A 19,143-nucleotide genomic window follows, 5' to 3' on the forward strand; every position below is an offset into this window, starting at 1 on the left:
CAAAAAAATGAATTACTCAACGTTATGGAATGATTTTTTAACTGAATTAAGTTCTGTTAATTGGTTAGATTTAAATTTCCAAAAACAAAATATGTTGTTCTTTTTAATTCCTTTAATTATAGTGTTAATCATATTTATTAAATTCAATTGGATTAAACTTGATCCTAGACTTAAAGAAAATAAAAAATATAGAATTCAAAGAGGACTTTATCGTTTTTTTGTTTTTTGTAGTAGATTAATTGTTTTTTCATTATTAATACTAGCATTAGCAGAACCTTTTGGAGAAGTTACTCGCGAGATTCCAGGAAATACTGAAGTACATATTTTAATTGATAATTCTTCTTCAATGGAATTATTTGATACAAGTTTTGTAACTGATCTTAAAAATAAAATTGAAGAACAACTTCCAGTTAATTCTAAAATAATTGCTAAAGGTGTTAATTCAAACATAGGAGATAACATTTTAACAAATCTTGAATCAGATAGAAATATTTTATTAATCAGCGACGGACAAGTCAGTTCAGGATTAAGTCTTGGCAGTGTTTCTTTAATGGCAACTAATCTTAATTCAACAATTAGTGCAATTAAACTTGAAGAATCCGAGTCAGATATTAGCATTAAATTAATTGGACCTAAAAAAACTATTGCAGATGTTGATAATACATATAAAATATTATTAAATCGTGTTGGCGAAAATATTAATAAAAAAACTAAAATTGCAGTTTATGTTGATGATGAAGAAATTTTAACAGAATCAACTACAGAAAATGAAATTACATTCAAAAGAAATTTTACTGAAGGAACACACACAATTCATGCAAAACTTAAAGGAATTAGTTTGAATCATTTTAAACAAAATGATAATTATTATAAAACTACTAGTGTAATTAAACGGCCTAAAGTTTTACTAATAACAAAAGAAGCAACTCCTCTTGAAACAATTTTAGGAGACTTATATGATTTAACAGTTATGCAAAACATTCCTTCAAAAGAAGTTCTTGATGAGTTTTATGCAACAGTTCTAAATGATTTACCAATTGAAACAATTAATCCAGAATTTAGTGCTCTTCAACAATATGTTATTGAAGGTAATGGACTTCTAGTAATTGGTGGTTATGATAGTTATGATAATGGCGGTTACAAAGATAGTTTATTTGAAACTTTACTTCCAATAAATATTGGTACTGCAACAAAACTTCCTGGAGGTGCAAATGTTGTTTTAGTTATTGATATTTCGGGAAGCACAGGTTATGGAATTGAAGGATCAGATGGTAAAGCAGTAGATATTGAAAAAGCTCTTGCAATTAGTGTTATTAATGATATTCATGAAAATAATAGAGTGGGAGCAGTTGCATTTAATGATCAAGCGTATAAAGTTAGTGATATTGAACCATTATTTGTTCATAAAGCTGAATTAAAAACGAAAATTGCTAGTTTAAAAGATGGCGGCCCAACAGTGTTACAATCTGGTTTGAGGGGAGCTTTTGAATTATTACATGGAAAATCTGGGTCTCGTAATGTTGTGTGGATTACGGATGGGCAAACAATGGATACTATTGATTTGTTAACTACTCAAGACATTATTGAAAGTATGAATGCGCAAGGTATTAGAGTATTTATTATTGGTGTTGGTGCTAATACTAATGAAGAATACCTTAGTAAAATGGGTAAACTTGCAGGTGGTTTTTATTTGAAAGCTACTGAATCAAACAAACTTAAGATTTTATTTGGTGAACCTGAAAAAGAAGATGTTGGTGAAGCATTTGGTTTATTTATTCTTGATCCTAGTCATTTCATTACTGATGATTTAATTCTTAATGCCGTAATGTATGGTTATAATCAAGTAGTTCCAAAAACTGCAGCAAACTTACTTGTAACAACTGATGGTGGTGAACCTGCACTTACTGTTTGGAGATATGGAATTGGTCGGGTTGGTGCATTAACTGTTTTTTCAGGAGGAAATAATCTAGGAGAGTTACTTAATGCGAAAAATAGTAGACTACTTACTCGAAATATGAATTGGTTAATTGGAGAGCCTGAAAGAAAAGAACCTTATTTTGTTGAAATTGTTGATAGTCGAGTTAACAAAAAATCAACGGTTATTGTTAAAAGTGAGAAATTTCCAAAAGCTGAAGGTCTTACATTTAATAAAATTGATGAAAATAAATACAAAGCAGAATTTGTTAGGACAAAAACTGGATTTGATACTCTTCTTAGTAAAGACTTCGGAGTAAATTATGATCCTGAATTTGAAAATATTGGCGTTTCACCAAATTTAAATACAGTTGTACACGCTACAGGTGGAAAAGTTTTTAAACCTGATCAAGTAGATAAAATAATAAAACATGTTAAGTCAGTATCAAAAAGAAGTATTACTGAACGTACATTATTAACATTACCATTTTTAGTTTTAGCATTACTTCTATTTTTATTAGAAGTTGTGTTAAGACGGATTTATGAAACTTGGATTTTAAGATAAAATATGCTCAAATAAGAATATAATAAAATAATATTACTAAAATTAAAAAAAACTCATATAAAAAAATTATTTATGAAAAAGAGGTTGGTTTGAATGGGATTCATGGAGAAAAACATTAATATTTTTTTACTCATTTTACTACTAGCAATGATTGTAGTACTCGGTGGAGCATCTGTTTATTATCAAGATATAATTAAAGAAACTACTTTAAAATTTAAAGAAAAAAATGCTGAATTTGATACTTGCACAACAAATCTCAATAATACAACCATCATTCTAAATAAAGCTAAAGAAAATCTTGATTTAACAAAACAGGATGTATCAACATATGGAGTATTATATGAAAATAAAACTGCAGAACTAACTGATACTAAAACAAATCTTGAATCGACAAAATCGAGTCTTGAAAATACTCAGTCAGAATTAAGTAATACTAAAGAGACACTTGATGAGTTTAAAGAAAAGTATGAAAAAGAAAAATCTCTTAGATTAGAGGTAGAAAGTGAAAATGCAGACTTAAGTGAAACTCTAAAAATTACCAAATCTGCAAAAGCTGCAGCAGATGCAACAATAGCTGATTTGAATGATCAAATTGATGCTTTAGATAATGAAGTAGCTCAATTAGAAGAAGAATGTGATGCATAAATAAAAAAGCATAACAAAATAATGGAATTAAACATAATCAAATAAATTAAAACTTAACAAAAAAAATGGATGAAGTAAGAAAGTTATTTAAGGAATTGTATTTTGAGATTTTTAAAATTGTTATTTTAAATTCTCTTTTGGATAGTCTTATTTTCTTTTTTATATTGCATCTTAATTTAAGTTTTTTTAATATTAGTTTTTATTATGCACTTATTGCAAGTCTTATTTTTTTCTCAATAAATATTCTTATTCGTATGAAAAAAGCTCAACTTAAGTATGTTGAAGACAAAAATCCGAGCATTAGAGAAATTTTGCGAACTGCAAGAGATAGTTTTGGCAGTGATAATTTTATGATTCGTGCTTGTTTTGAAGATTTAATTGAACGTATGAAAAAAGCTTCATCAGGAAATATGGTTAGCGGAGGAACAATTTTATTTAAATCTGCAATTATTACTGGTTTATGCTTTTTTATTGTTGTATTCGCACCTTACTCAGTTAATGTTGATGCCATAGTTAATGATTTTGAATTACCTGCGTTTTTAGGAGGGGGAAACGGCGGAAAAGGAGTTAGTGCATTTGATTTTTATGGAACTGAATTTAATAACTCAGGTGACATTTATGGTGATGAAAGTGTTGCTTTATTAGGTGATGATGAAATTGAGTTGATGATTAATCCAGAATTAAATGAACTAAATTTGGATCAAGTAAAACCTATTGAGGACAAAATCTTTCAACAAGGAAATTTCCCCGGTGAAGTTGTTGCAGTAAATGATGAACTCAGTGGTGAAAAAGTTCCTGAAGAAAGTAAAATTGCTATTGCTTATAATCTTAAAATTATGGAAGATGATAATTCAAAATAATATTAACCTCATAATCAAACTAATAATTAAACATACTAATCAAATAAAAAAACATGAAAACCAATTATTTAAAAAAAAAACATAAAACAAAATTAAAAAAAATACATATTTATGAGGTGAATTGTAATGGCTTCAAAAAGTTATATGGAATCTGTTAAAAAAATCCAAACAAAGTTTGAGAGCTTAAAAAAAGAGCTTGGAAAAGTAGTTGTAGGACAATCTGATGTTGTTGATGAAATTTTAGTGGCTATAATGTGTGGAGGAAATGCATTGCTAGAATCATATCCAGGTCTTGGTAAAACATTAACTATTAATACACTGTCACAACTTTTGGATATGAAGTTTAGTCGTATTCAAAGTACGCCTGACCTGATGCCCTCAGATATTACTGGAACTTATCTTATTGAAGAAGATAAAGGAAAGAAAAAATTTAAATTTCAACAAGGCCCACTATTTGCAAATATTGTTCTTGCAGATGAGATTAATCGTGCAACACCAAAAACTCAAGCGGCACTCCTTGAAGCCATGCAGGAAAAACAAGTAACAGTTGGTAATACTACATTCAAACTTGATGCTCCATTTTTTGTTTTAGCAACTCAAAACCCTATTGATCAAGAAGGAACGTATCCCTTACCCGAAGCGCAGGTTGACAGGTTTTTATTCAAAATTTTAGTAAATTATCCAACAAAAGAAGAAGAATTTGAAATTGTTGAACGTTTCACAAGTCATTCTGAACTTAGTGATGTAAAAAAAGTTTTGAGTAAAGAACAATTAATTACAATTCAAAAATTAGTAAAACAAATTCCAGTTGCAGATGATTTGAAAGAAAAGGTAGTAAAGTTAGTTAATTTTACTCGAACTGATAAAGAATTAATCGAGTATGGTGCATCACCTAGAGCATCACTAGGAATAGTTCTTGCAGCAAAAGCTCATGCATTAATGAATGGTCGAGCATATGTTAGCATGAAAGACATTGAAAAGGTCGCATATCCAGTTCTTAGACACAGAATAGTATTGAGTTTTAAATCAGAACGAGAAAGTAAAACTGCAGATAATGTAATTGGAGAACTTTTAAAAAAATTATAAAAAAATGATTGATTTAGAATTCATAAAAGATTTGAACCGATTTAGCATCATGCTAAAAAAACGTATCCATAGTAACTACTCAGGTGTTCGTCAAAGTAGAAGGTTTGGTTCAGGACTCGTTTTTTATGATTATCGACAATATGTACCCGGAGATGATTTTAGAGCTATTGATTGGAAAGTATATGCGAGAACTAATGATTTGTATATTAAACGTTTTGAAGAAGAAAGAAATATGAGTGTTCACGTAATAGTTGATGCGAGCGCAAGTATGGATTTTGGTGCTAAAATAAAAAAATTTGAATATGCTTCAATGGTAGCACTTGGATTTTGCCATATGGCTTTAAAAAATAATGAACGTTTTGAAATTTCTACATTTGCAGAAGACCTTAAAGTTTTCAAAGCACATAAAGGAATGAGCAAACTCATCAGTAGTTTTTATACATTACAAGATATTAAACCTGACGGTAAAAGTTTATTTGCAGAATCATTAAAAAAATATAAAGCAATTATTAAACATAAAGCATTTGTTGTTATTGTTTCAGATTTCTTATTTGATTTAAATCAACTTAAAGAAATATTACCCTTATTCAAAAAAAGTGATGTTCTTTGCGTACAAGTTTTAGATGAAGAAGAAATAAAACCATTGTTTAAAGGCGATGTGTTATTAGAAGATAGCGAGACTAAAGATCGTTTGAAAACATTTATTTCTAATAGATTTAAAGAAACATACAGTAAAGCATTAAGTGATCATTTAAGCGAAATTAGAAGTCTTTGTGGCGATTTAAATATTCGTTTTGCTACCGTTTCAACAGATACTCCAATTTTTGATGCGTTTTATGAAATGCTCGCAAAATAAATTCTCGAAAAATTTATATACTAAACCACCAATATTCAACCATATGGTTGAAGATATCACCAATACTAAAATTGGAATAATAGGTTTATTTAGAACAAATTACTTAAAACAAGTACACATACGAGGGATGGGACAAAAACTTAAAAAAAATCACACAACATTATTACCTCACTTAAAAGATTTAGTAAAAGACAAAATTCTCAATCACAAAACAATTGGAAAAAACAAATATTATTTTCTTAATCTTTATGAAATAAATACTCGTAATTGGTTAGTTTTAGCAGAAATTGCACAAACAACAAAACATTGTAAAAAATATTTTCAAATATATCAAATAAGTAATTGGTTTAGTGAATTAAAATTAAACAATCCTTTAATTCTTTTTGGCTCATATGCAGATGAAACATTTAACAAAGCAAGTGATATTGATATTTTAACAACTGATAAATTATCTAAAAAAAATTCAGAAAAAATGTTAGAATTTACGGATTTGTCCACTAAAGAAATAAATATTATGGATACAACTTTTGATAAGTTTAAAAAAGAACTTCATAATCGAGATCCTTTAATTACTGAGGTTGTAAAAAAACATGTTATTCTTCAAAATATTGAACCATTTGTGGATACCCTTTGGGATTATTTCAAAAAATACTCACAAGAAGATTGAAGAAAAAAAGATAATTTGGTGTTTGCGTCAACAAAAAGGAATTAAAATTGTAAAACCTAATAATTATTTGTCAAATATTTATTTAGAAAAATCAAATAACTCATTAAATGTAATGAATGCCGCATTAAAAATTAAAGAATATGATTGGGTTGCTACAACTGCTTATTATGCAAGATACTTTAGCATTATTCTTTATTTTGTAAAATAGGAGTAAAATCTGAAATTCATGATTGCACAATCAGTTTAACAAATTATTTATTTTTAAACAAGCGTAGTTCACTTGAGTTAATGAATGAATTTAAAGAATCTAAAAAATTAAGAATTAGTGCTCAATATTATAATGAAACAAAAAATTTGAACAAAATTAAAAAAATAGCAAGTACAACTCTAGATTTTATCGAAAAAATTAAACAAATTAATAGAAATATTAGTTCAGATGAAATAAAACAAATAAGACAGAAATTAAAAAAATAACTTAACTTTTTTTCTTAACTGATTTAATTCTTGCTCTCATTCTTGGTTTTTTATGTTTTGGAAAAACTAATTGTACTGTTTTAAATATTACAATTCTTGCAAACACAAGATAAGAAAAAACAAGTATCACACCTATAATAAAAAAGCCAGTAACACTTTGAACCAGAAGAGGTATTCTAAGTACTAATTCTATAACTAGCGCTAAAACACCTAAAAATATAATTGATGGAATTATCTGAGGGAATTTTTTTATTCCAATAATGAATGAATTAACAAAGTTTTTGAAAGATTTTCTTTTCAAAAAACAAAATGATATATTTCCAAAATACCAAATAATAATTAATCCTAAAACTAAAAAGTATTTCCATAATGGTGCAGGAAGTAATACTGCAGGACTAAGTTTTGAAAGTATGTATGATCTTAAACAAAAAAATGACCAACCAAATGTTAAAATTAAAAAAGGAAGGGACTGTAATGCAAAATTTTTCCAATACTGAAGTAATGTTAATTCATATTCAGGCTCAATTGGAGTAAGTTTATTATTCTTTGTTGCAGCCTTAATTGAAAATCTCCAAGCAAATACTTGAAATATAATAAAACATATCAAAAATGCTAGCATCATAATAAAAACATCTTTCATAATTGATCCAAATAATTCTACAAACTCAGGATTATTGGCAATTACAGATAATTTTGTTGCATCTTCAGGGGTTAATATATTAGTAAGCCCTCCTGTTTCAGTTCCGAGTAATTGAAATAAGCTTATGATTTTATTTAGTATAAACACTGCAATATAAGAATAAATCATAGCAAATATGAATACAAATAAGAAATCAAAAAGAATAGTTAAAAAGAAATATACTGGATTTTTAAGAATGGACATACCCGAATCTTGAATTATATTAACATAAAATTTCAACCGTTGTTCTAATATATTTCCACCCATTTTGTATATAACAAACAAATTTGTTTATTTAAAGATTATGGTGTCACAATATTATGATTTAAAAGGAGTTGTTTAAATGAGATGTTTAGTTTATTAGTTATTTATTGAGATCATACAGAACTCTTGGGAAATATACTCTGAATTTTCAGTTATCAAATCACAATGTTCACTAACTGAAGTTTTTATTGCAACTTTTTGATAACATTCATTTCTTGAATTAAAACCTGTTTCCCAAACAATATTTTCACAAAATTCAATATCATTTCGTTCTTCTGCAATATACATATAGCATGCGTCTTGAGAAAACGGACCTGACAATTCATAAATAAAATTACAATAAGAAGGATCTTGATAAACTCTCGCATACCATTGATAACAATAATCTTGAGAATATTCACCAGTTGGTACGGGAATTAAATCGCATAAACCAGGTATTTGTAATTCAATAGCAAGTTCTGATAAACAATGAGGATAAGAATAATCTCCATCTAAATCTGTTAAGGATTCACATAACTCAGCATCTTTCTTTACTTTTGCAACCATAAAAACACATTGATTAAAAGACCCTTCTCCTTCTTCTTTGCTTAAATGTTCACAAAGCTCTGCATTTTGTTCTTCAATTGCAGATTCAATTAAATTAACTGAATTTTGATCTAATTCTTCAGACTCATTAAGTGTTGTTTGAATAACTCCTTTTACAATTGGTGAATCTACGTCTGAAATATCTGGAACTACTTTAGTTGAAGATTGTTTTGAACCAACTAAAAAAATCACTAATCCTGCTAAAACAATAATTGTAATAATTATTGGAATTATTATTTTCAAATCTAAAAACTTATTTTTATCAAATCCAGAACTTAAAGAATCATCTGACTTGGAAGGTATATCAAATTCAAGTTCTTTTTTTGATTTAGTTTTTGTTGACATTTTTAATTTATTAACAATTTAAAGTAATTGTTGCGTAAGCAGGAGTTTTACCTGCAGTTACTTTCTTTGATTGAGCTGGACCATTAGTACACTCATTTTTAAAAACAGATGCAGTATACATTCCAGGTTTTAATTTTTTAAACGTTACAGATTTATTACTATTAGCACTTAACTGATTTACAGTTTTTGGTACTTCCTTATCAGCAGAATCTGTCAGAATTACTTTTACTCCCGAAGTAGCTTTTCCTTTATTTACGACTTTTACTTTAAGACTTCCAGTAGTCACTTCAACTTCTGCCGCAGGTGCTGCGCCTTTATTTTCACATTGAGCAGAATTTGTAGCATAAAAACAACTACTAATTCCTCTTTGAGCTAATTTACATACGTCATTATGACATTGAGTTTGTGAAAAAGTAACAGAGGATCCTCCTCCTGGAATTGTTACTCCAGCAGTATAACTATTGCAAGAGGTTACTTGATTACAAACAGCACAATGCTTGGATGAAACATAAAATTTACCAGAATTATCTTTACAATAATAACCATTTGAAACTTCCACTCCATTACCATTAATAGGTGCAAGACATTTTGGTTTATCAGCTAAAGATTCAGATAAAGGACAAGTAGAATAACACATTTTCTTATTCTTTATTGTTGTTTTAGTATTCGCAACAGGATCAACACAAGTGCATTTACCACCAGGAGATTCGCATTTAGTATTAGTATAAATTTCATCAGGAAGCCATTGAGCATGACTTGCAGTGGGAATGGTAAATGATATTTCACCTATATTACTTGCAGGACTCGGACCACTAATAATTTTGGTATTTGGATGTTTAATATTAAATGCTAAGTTACATTGACTTAAATCACCTTGATATGAATAAATTAATTGAGCAGTGTCTTTTGCTTTAATCCAATTATATCCATTAATGGCATAAGAGGTAAAACATTCTTTAGGCGCACTTTTTTTACACAGCCTTTTATCTGTTCCTCCAAATGTCCAAGAATTAGAAATACATGCAGGATTATTTGTAGGTCCACAAATCATTTTTGAAGTAATTTCTATTAATTTACAAGCAGGTTTAGTACAAACACCAACTTCAAGTCCGTTGATATATTTATTAGCATAACCTTTACTAAACGTATAATATTTTAATCCTGTTTCACCCACACCACAAGTTTCAGTAACATATGGTTTTGGACAAGAAGTATCAGAACCAGATGCACCATAAAGATTATTTATTTTATAAAAATCTACTTTTGGAATTGGTTTATTGGGTAAATTTTTTTCAGCATCATCAAATATGCTTTTTAATGCTGAAGGACATATAATTCTATTAACTTTTCCAACTCCTGCAGACTTTGATCCTCCAGATCCACTTCCCCCCGAACTTCCAACATAACAACCAGATTTTGCAGGTTTATATTGTTTTTCTAAAGAATGTTTTTCAGCTCCAACTTTTCCTGGACAACAATATAAATCACCAGGACATTTTCCTTTACAAGGTGTTTGGAAAACTCCTGCATCTTTAAGACAAGAATTCTCAGCTAAATCAATACATTGACCAGGAGTAGTAGTTGAACCCCCCACATCCCCGCAACCTTCATTAGCTTTAGAATCTTTAACTGCAAAATTATAAACATTGCCTTTACTTAATTTTAATTTAAGATATTTATAAGCCGATTTTGATTTACCTCCACTTCCACCCGTGTATGACGGCGCGCAAGAATCAGTAGGACTCAGTTTACATTTGCCATCAAAACAAAATTCAGAATCTTTTCCATAAGTAGCCAGGCTACAATCTTCTTTTTTTGCACAAGATGAACAACTTGAACTAAAACTAGTACAGTAATTATATTTAATAATTATATTTTTACCCGTAGGACCGTTGGGAAAATATTCGACAAATCCCGCATAAACCCCTCCACAATATGAATCAGACTCGCACTCAGAATCTTCAACACACCAATTTGAAGGTATGGGTGCTGCCCCTAAAGGACCAAAAAATTCTATTGCAGTAACCATAACTCCACTAAGCACAGCCAATAAAACAACTAATACAAATCCTAAAAATAAATGTTTTAGTTTCATACTGTGCCTCCTTCAATTTCCCAGCAGGGTGCAATTCCACCTGATGCAGCACAACTTTGTATTCCTTCTATTTTGGTACCTGGATCTATTGAATATCCCATTCTTGCCACAGGAATTAATAATTCAACATCTTCTGTTACTTGTCGGGTATCAACAGTCATACTAAATCCTTTTTGATAATTTCTTATAATAACTTGACCAGAAGGTATTGCCCCCCCATTAGCGCCAGTAATTTTCACCCCATAATCTTCAGGATTGTTTTGACTCAAATAAAGTTGACCTGTTTTCAAATAAGCAAGAGTTTTTAATAATTGAGCACCTTGTTTTTTTGCCATTCCACTCACATGAATTGTCCCTTTTGGTTCTTTATTAATAAAATATATTTTTATTTCCTTTGCAGTTGATATATAACAAGGTTCAATTCCTGAAGTTGGAGTTTTATTTTCGACACATCTATCCAAATCAGTTCCACCTAAGTTAATTTTTGCATTAGTCGGATCAAACAGTAATCCATAACCCGTATCTCCAAATTGTTTACCTAAGTTATACATTTTAACGTAGGTATACTTTGCCAGATTAGCTTGTGCTTTCATTTCTAACTCTAAATCAAATCCATCAGAATTTAATTTAAAATTACTAAATATAAATTGCAATGTTGTTTTATCAGTATCATCAACATTTCCTTTTTTACTAAAAATTTCAAGTCCATAATTTTTTTCATTAGTTTTCTTTGATTCTGAAATTAATACTGGACCTTTACCAATATTTGCTACAGTTCCATCGGCTCCGCCTACAAATAATTGTGTTACAAAATAAGATGCATCTCCAAAATTATCATTAGTAACTCTTATAGTAACATAATCTTCTTCAGGAATAAAACAATTATCATAACTTAAATCAGTTTTACATTCTTCTAACGCAACAAGTCCACTTTTTACTGATGCGGAAAGTCCTGAAAATTTCAAATTTTTAACTTTTATTTTAATTCCTGCATAAGGCGCTGTTGAATCAATTTTCATGTCTATTGCAAATCCATCGGGTTTTTTCACATAATTTTTAAGAGTTGCAATATCCATTAAATCAAGTTCTACACCATAATCTGCTTGGTTTGCTAAATTTACTTCAGCAGGTCCTGCACAAACATACCCTATAGTTTTTAATGTTCCACAAATTCCATTATTATTTGATTGATCACTCAATCCATGCATCATTAATGTTCCTGATTCGCTTAATTGAACTCCAATTATTACTCCACTATTTTTGATTTCAAAAATACAAGGAGTTCCTGATGAACATGATTCAGGTAATGGTTTTGCTTCATAACTTCCACCACCAACTGATACATTATAAAATAATTTTGAAATGCCAGTTAAGAATTTTAAATTTGCAGCACCTAAATTAATATACACAATTGGATTTTGATCAACAATTTTAAATGCTAATGTTTCAATTTTTTGACTGTCAATATTTGTATCATCATAAGGTCCAATTAATATTGAACTTCCTTCACCTAAATTATTCAACCATACACCATGTTTAGGTAATGATTCAGTATTATTTGAATAATAAGGGGTTGGAACTTGAATCAATTTAAAATTAGCTCCGTTAGGATCATAATCATTTCCAAAAGGTTTTTTACAAACTATTGGAATAGTAAATTCTTTTTTAATTTCTGCACCATTTGGATCTTTTGAAACTATTAGTGATGGTTGATAATATCCAGTACCTTCAATTTGTTGAGAGTCATAAACTTTCATACTTATTTTGAAAGGAATTGGGTCAGTAGTACATTCGGAAGATAACACAGTACTTGTTTGTTGTTCTTGTTCTGATTTTGGAGTATAACTAACAGTAAATGTTTTTTCTTTAATTTTTGATTCATCGCCTTTTTCTAAAATAGGTTTTATTACTTTCATTTCAAATTCTGCAGCATACTTAAAAGAAATATCCCCACATTTAACATCCCGTTCAGTTTTATCTAAAATACACTCTTTGTCAGTTTCAGTCGGATCAGGTGCAAAATTTTTACCACCTTTAGTAATTTCTACTGAACCTAAAGAATATAAAAATTTAAAATTCTTACCTTCTGGTTTAAACATAATTTTATACGCATAATTTGAATCACTACTTGCACAAACAACTGGAAGTTTATTAGGCATTAATGTCATCCAATTATTATGAAACATGTTTTTAACATTTTTGAATTTATCACCAAAAACACATTCTTGTTGTTCTGCAGCAGTCCCATATCCTGAACTAAAGAATTCTTTCTCAACTTTAAATGCAGGAACTCCTCCTAATTTGAATGTATCTCCATAAAATGTTATATCATGCACTTTGTTTGCATTCAATCTTATTTTTTCAGGTGCTTGTGAACCTGAAGGCCAAACAATTGAATTTGTTCGAGTATTATATACTTCATCAACTACTAAGTATTTTGTAAATTCACAATCTTCAACACAACTATCCATTTTTCCATCTGGAATTACTTGGCCGATTTGTGTTTTAAATAATGCTTCATCCCCCACATATACAGGATTTCCTTTTCCTCTTGCAGATTCTGGTTCAAGTAAAAATTTTATCATTCCAGTTTTTGATTTTCCAAAACTACAAGTAAATAAATTAACAACATCAAACCCACAATATGATGGTGTTCCACCCATTTCACTAATTTTTCTAGATTCTGATCCTTTGAGTGATGCAGGATTTGAATTAGTTGTTATTACACCTGAACTTACTTGACCAAGTGCAGAAGTTCCACCATTTGATCCTTGTGTTGGATTCCATTCAATTACTAATTTATCATATCTTACTGATTCTTGTATTTGAACTATTATTTCCTCATCACAAGAATCTCCTTGTTTAAGAGTTCCGGATTCAGGACAACTTCCACTAAAACCTGGTTTAACTAATTTTCTTCTATAAGATTCACTAACAGATCCGGAACAATCACACTTACCATCATTTGAATCTTCACAAAATTCATCATCCCCACTACATTCTAAATATAAACTATATTGTATATCAGATCCAGCACTTATAAAATAACTAAATCTATAATTAAATATTGCTCGACCATTAGCACCAACTCCATTAAATCTTCTTGTAGCTTGCACTAATAAAGCAGTACTATTAATTGGCATTGTTGTTGCTCCTTGCCACATAGTATCCCAATCAGTTGGCCATTCTCCTGTGAATGCAAAAATACATGCATCATGAATTAAATTTTGCGCAGTAAATTGTTGTGCAAAGAAATTATTATCACCATATCTTGATGATACTTCAGATGTCGCACTAGAACTTGCATCACCCATAGATGCAAATAATCCTCCAACTCCACCAATTCCTGATTCTCGCCCATGTCCACCCATAGTTTTTGTTAAACAACTAATTGCTTCATATAATAAATCACAAATATATTGACTTATAAGATTTTGACATACTCCCGCACTTCCATCTCCAGTTAAGAGAATTGTTTCAAAGCATTGTTTAAGCATCATCATCATATTTTTTAGATGTTTAATCCAACTAAGAATTGCCATAAAACATAATGAAACTAAACTTTGAAATAATGATGCTCGAGGATCAACCACATTTATGTCATCTACACTTCCAACATTTCCTACAACTTCTTCGTATAGTCTTTCAACTATTTTGTTTTGAGATCCCAAAGAAACTTTAGATATTGGAATAAGACCTTGATCTGCACCTGCAACTGTTGGAGTTACATCAGTTTTACTTGCGCCTTGATCAACACCCAGATTATTAATGAATGATGCAGTTTTATGATCTACAAAAACTTGGGGTGCAGGATTTTGCATATCTTGCCAAAATGCTAAATGTGCTTGATCTTCAGGTACTGCTTGTTCATTTTCAACATTACTTGGATCAATTCTATCAAATGCTTCCACAATATTTTGTCCAACAGGAATAAATTCTAAATTAGATGATAATTTTAATGTTTGATCTTTGGAAACTGTTCCATATAATGGATGAGTAGAATTTTGATCTACTAATTGAAGATACGAATCAGATACTCCATATCCTCTTTGAACACTAGTTAATTCTCCACTTGCAGAGTATTCAATCATATAATATACTTTCACATCAGGATTTACAATGCCTAAACTTTCCATATATGTTCTTTTATATCTTGCAAGATTTGGAGGCAAGAATGCTATAGTTGATGATTTTGTTTTTGGTTCACAAAGTCCAGTTGAACTTTCCACAATTTTACTTCCAATACTACATTCATCAGCATCATGATCAGTTAAACAATAACTTTGTTTAATTTCGTTTAAAAATATTGCACCCCATTCAAAATCATCCATGTATGTAAATGGACAACATGCTGCTTGGTACGGATGAGGTTCAGAACATGCTTCTTCAAGAGTTTTTCCACTTGGAAGAGTTCCTTTATCAAATCCTACTTTTGCACCTTTATCAGTGTCAGGACCATATTCATAAAGATAAAATAAATCTTTAATTGTTTGCCGGGTAGGTTTTGCAAATGAGCAATCAGATTCAACATCTTTAAACATTTTTGTTGCATCTTTAATATTTGCTTTATCGTCTTTACCTTGTATGAAATTTTCATAGGTTATGAATTTTTTATAATCATCTACTGATTGATCTTTTTTCTCAGTTGGATTTTCAGCTTCTGCCCGAACGTCTTTTACAGCTTGATGATTCTCAACACTCATAGGAACTTCATCAACTTCTTGTCCACCCTTATAATAAGTAGATCCATCTTCACTTATCGAATATCCAGTAGATCCAATGGGTTTACCAGATGAACTAAAAATTGATGTTTGAAATGAAGATTTTATTTTCATTCGTTGTTTAATATAATGTTGTAATGTTGGTACTGCAGGACAAAATATTCTATCACACACAAAATTAAATTTATTATCCCAACTTTTTTTGGTTTGAATTGCATCAGCACATTGATTACATGCATTTTCTGCACTAGAATCTTCTTTTGGTCCACCTTCACCAAATAATGGAGTACAACCACCAAATTTTGCTATATCTTCTATTGTTTGTCCTTTTCCTATAACTGATTTAACTATTCCACCAATAGAACTTTTTTCACTCATAACATTTGAAAATTTACAAGCATAAGATTTTCTAAAATTCATAAATAATTTTACAACAAATGCACCTAAACATAATGCAAATGTGATTTCTGTAATCATCTCAAGTGGTTTTTCTAAAAATTCAATTACTTTTATTGATGCATTTAAGAAACTCACTGATGCTTCTAAAAAACCAACTGGCAATATTGAAGGATCAACTCGCTCATCAATTAAAACATTATATTCAATACAAGTTTTTTGTATTGTAGGTTCAACATAAGTATTTGATTGTTCACCACCAATTCCGTATTGTTGTTGTGCAAGCATTGGTTGATTTCTTTGGAAATTAATTTCCATCATCATCTTAAATCTAAAACAACCAAATCCAGGTATACACTCATCTCGACGATGATCACTAATATTTTTCTCCATCTGATAAGTAGTATTACCATCAACTAATGGTTTTTTAAATGTAAGAAGTACTGAACCATACGACCAATTTTGCGGAGGATGATATGGTGGATTAACAATTGTTGCCCACTCATTTATGTTATCATATTTTTCATAATCAAGTTTATTTAATGTTGCAGGTTTTACAGTAATACTAGAAACACTTGCACCTTCTCCACCACCAATCCAAGTTAAATTATATTCAAATCCTGTTGCTGCAAGACCTTCAAGTATTTCCCTAGTATTAAGTGCAGCACTTGATTTTGCAGTTTGTATACTATAATAAAAGCCACTTCCACAACTAGTAAGAGTAATAGTTCCTTCTACAGGATCACTTTCTTGTCCTGATTCATCTATTGCTACAATTTTTACAACATTATCATATGCCCCGCCAGATCCTACTTGTCCATTAGTAACTGATGCCATCGAACTTAGTGCAGAATCAGAACTTGCAGTTTCTTTTTTTAATGTGATATCCGCGGAAAAAACTCCAGAACTATCAGTTGTTACTGTATAATCTGCAGATTCATTTTCTTTTGATGGATTAATCCAAATTTTTACGGTTGCATTAGAATCAACTTCTCCAGATAATGCAATGTCTGACGTGTATGATGGATTAAATCTTTCAATAAGTTCAACTGATGTTGGTGAAATTATTTTTGGAGGAGTTGTGTCATGAAATACTTTAAATTCTTCTTCAACAGTATTTCCTGCATCATCAACAAACTCAATTCGTAATGTATTTTGTCCTTCTACAAGTGGTGCGCTAACTGAAAATTTTCCTGAATTAGATATTTCTTGTTCATGTACTAAGTCAGTTGATATTTCTGTTCGAGGCATCTCAGTTACAAGTGATTTTATTTGAGTTCCATTTGTAGTAGTTGCAGTTTGTTTTAAAGATTTGTCACCTTCATTTCCAGCAGCATCAATAGCAGATATTTGATAATTATATTCTGCCCCTGAACTTACTTCAGAATCTGAATAACTATTAGTTCCTTTACTAACGGTTGCAATTGGTGCCAATCCTTCAGAATTATTAATATTATCTCGATAAATAATTATTTTTTCATAATCAGAATAATTATAATCCCATGAAAGTTTTACTGATTTATCATCAAAAGATTCTATAGAAAAATTATCAATAACATTTGGTGCTTCTTTATCTGTCGTGAGTAATCGATATACATAAACATTTACGGGAAGAGTATTTTCTGTTAAATTTCCAGATATAGTAAAACTTGGAGTTTGCGAAAATGTTGAATGATTATCAAATGTAATATCTGGAGCATAAAGATCAATTGATACAAATTCTGTTTGTTCAATTAAATTTACTTTATCTGTTGCTTCAACTTTTACTTCTGTTTGTTCCGCTTTTGGTGTAAGTCCTACTCCAGAAAATTTAAATTCTCCATTAGATCCAACTTTTACAAATCGTTTTAATTTGCCATCAACATAAACATTTACTTCAGCACCTGGTGCACTCTTACCAATTATGTCCATCTCATTTGAATTATGAAATAATTTTGTGTTAGGATCATTATCAAATACTTTATTTGTTACTTCCAAACTAAGTTCAATTTGTTGTTGTGTTGTAAATGAAGTATTTTGACTATTACAATTACCATAGGTATCACAACTAGTAATTTGCAAATCATATTGCATGTTCGGATTTAATTCAGCAAGTGTAAAATTATGTTCAAGTAAATAAACAGTATCTGTTTTTGTTTGCCAACTATTAGTTCCATTTTCGGCATATTTTAGTTCGAGTTTTGTTGCATTGTTTGTTTTCCAACTAACAAGAGTATTTACTCCAGTAACTTCGACAGTTACATCAGATAAAATTATTTCTTGAAAGAAACTATCAAGTGTTTTTGCTTCAAGTGTTGCTTTGGAACCTTCATTTCCTGATGTGTCAATTGAACTTACACTATAAGAATAAGCTGTTCCTTCTGTTAAATTTGTATCAACATAACTTTTTGCAAGAATTCCTTCAGCGATTAAATCTCCTGATTTGTAAACATTATATTTAGATATATCAGAATCAAGATCAGCATCAAATTCCCACATCAAAGCTATAGTAGTTTTAGTGATAGTATCAGTGCTAAATTCTATTGGTGCTTGTGGTGCAGTTGTATCAGGAGGAGGATTTGTTTTAAATTGATAATATTGCCCACTATTATCGTTAACTATTTTGTCTGTTTCACTTGCTGCTTGTATTAATATAAAGTAAGTTGTATCAGGCAGAAGTCCAGTTAAATTTATGTCATGATATAATTTTTTTACAGGATCATTAAATGCTTGATTTGGAGGGATTGCAGGACCATACATAAGTTCAGTTGTAGAATTATCACTTGTAGTCCATGCAATTCTTGCAGTATTGTGAGTTACTTGTACAGAACTTGGATTAAATGCAATACTTAGTGCACTAGTTGTTTGCATAGGTAGTAAAATCATTAACCAAATTATGATTAATGCGATTGAATTTACAATTAATTTAGAAGCTATCTGAATGTTTGTTACTTGATTCCCGTTTTTATTATTTAATTGTCGATTCATTTTTGATATTATAATTTTATTTCT

General features: G+C 29.8%; 12 protein-coding genes. 8 read left to right on the top strand and 4 right to left on the bottom strand.

Annotated elements, in window-relative coordinates:
- Positions 1-7 precede the first annotated feature (7 nt).
- The 8 genes from HN587_03650 to HN587_03685 all read left to right on the top strand — a co-directional run bounded on the left by HN587_03650 (position 8) and on the right by HN587_03685 (position 7,067).
- Positions 8-2,479, top strand: a complete 2,472-nt coding sequence (locus tag HN587_03650) for a VWA domain-containing protein (protein MBT7902934.1) — start codon at positions 8-10, stop codon at positions 2,477-2,479.
- 93 nt (positions 2,480-2,572) lie between these two features.
- Positions 2,573-3,124, top strand: a complete 552-nt coding sequence (locus HN587_03655; protein MBT7902935.1) for a hypothetical protein — start codon at positions 2,573-2,575, stop codon at positions 3,122-3,124.
- Between the two features lie 65 nt (positions 3,125-3,189).
- Entirely contained in the window at positions 3,190-3,984 is a 795-nt protein-coding gene (locus HN587_03660) for a hypothetical protein (protein ID MBT7902936.1), read from the top strand.
- A 126-nt stretch (positions 3,985-4,110) separates the two neighbouring features.
- Positions 4,111-5,070 (top strand): MoxR family ATPase, encoded by a 960-nt coding sequence (locus HN587_03665; GenBank protein MBT7902937.1) that lies wholly within the window; start codon positions 4,111-4,113, stop codon positions 5,068-5,070.
- 4 nt (positions 5,071-5,074) lie between these two features.
- Positions 5,075-5,926 (top strand): DUF58 domain-containing protein, encoded by an 852-nt coding sequence (locus HN587_03670; GenBank protein ID MBT7902938.1) that lies wholly within the window; start codon positions 5,075-5,077, stop codon positions 5,924-5,926.
- A 43-nt stretch (positions 5,927-5,969) separates the two neighbouring features.
- Positions 5,970-6,593, top strand: a complete 624-nt coding sequence (locus HN587_03675) for a nucleotidyltransferase domain-containing protein (protein ID MBT7902939.1) — start codon at positions 5,970-5,972, stop codon at positions 6,591-6,593.
- Positions 6,594-6,615: 22 nt separating this feature from the next.
- Complete coding sequence (locus tag HN587_03680; protein MBT7902940.1) at positions 6,616-6,801, top strand: hypothetical protein; 186 nt, start codon at positions 6,616-6,618, stop codon at positions 6,799-6,801.
- A gap of 80 nt (positions 6,802-6,881) precedes the next feature.
- Positions 6,882-7,067, top strand: coding sequence for a hypothetical protein (locus tag HN587_03685; protein ID MBT7902941.1), 186 nt, complete (start codon positions 6,882-6,884; stop codon positions 7,065-7,067).
- Position 7,068: 1 nt separating this feature from the next.
- Here the strand turns inward: HN587_03685 and HN587_03690 are convergent, their stop codons facing one another.
- The 4 genes from HN587_03690 to HN587_03705 all read right to left on the bottom strand — a co-directional run bounded on the left by HN587_03690 (position 7,069) and on the right by HN587_03705 (position 19,119).
- Entirely contained in the window at positions 7,069-8,013 is a 945-nt protein-coding gene (locus HN587_03690) for a hypothetical protein (protein ID MBT7902942.1), read from the bottom strand.
- A gap of 93 nt (positions 8,014-8,106) precedes the next feature.
- Positions 8,107-8,940, bottom strand: coding sequence for a hypothetical protein (locus HN587_03695; GenBank protein MBT7902943.1), 834 nt, complete (start codon positions 8,938-8,940; stop codon positions 8,107-8,109).
- Positions 8,941-8,950: 10 nt separating this feature from the next.
- A complete protein-coding gene (locus tag HN587_03700) occupies positions 8,951-11,035 on the bottom strand; it encodes a hypothetical protein (GenBank protein MBT7902944.1) in 2,085 nt (694 codons plus the stop codon).
- On the bottom strand, positions 11,032-19,119 hold the full coding sequence (locus tag HN587_03705) for a hypothetical protein (GenBank protein ID MBT7902945.1): 8,088 nt from the start codon (positions 19,117-19,119) through the stop codon (positions 11,032-11,034). Before HN587_03705 ends, HN587_03700 begins: the two co-directional genes overlap by 4 nt.
- Between the last annotated feature and the right edge of the window lie 24 nt (positions 19,120-19,143).

The sequence above is a fragment of the Candidatus Woesearchaeota archaeon genome (genome assembly GCA_018675335.1).
Taxonomy (GTDB): domain Archaea; phylum Nanobdellota; class Nanobdellia; order Woesearchaeales; family UBA11576; genus JABJCP01.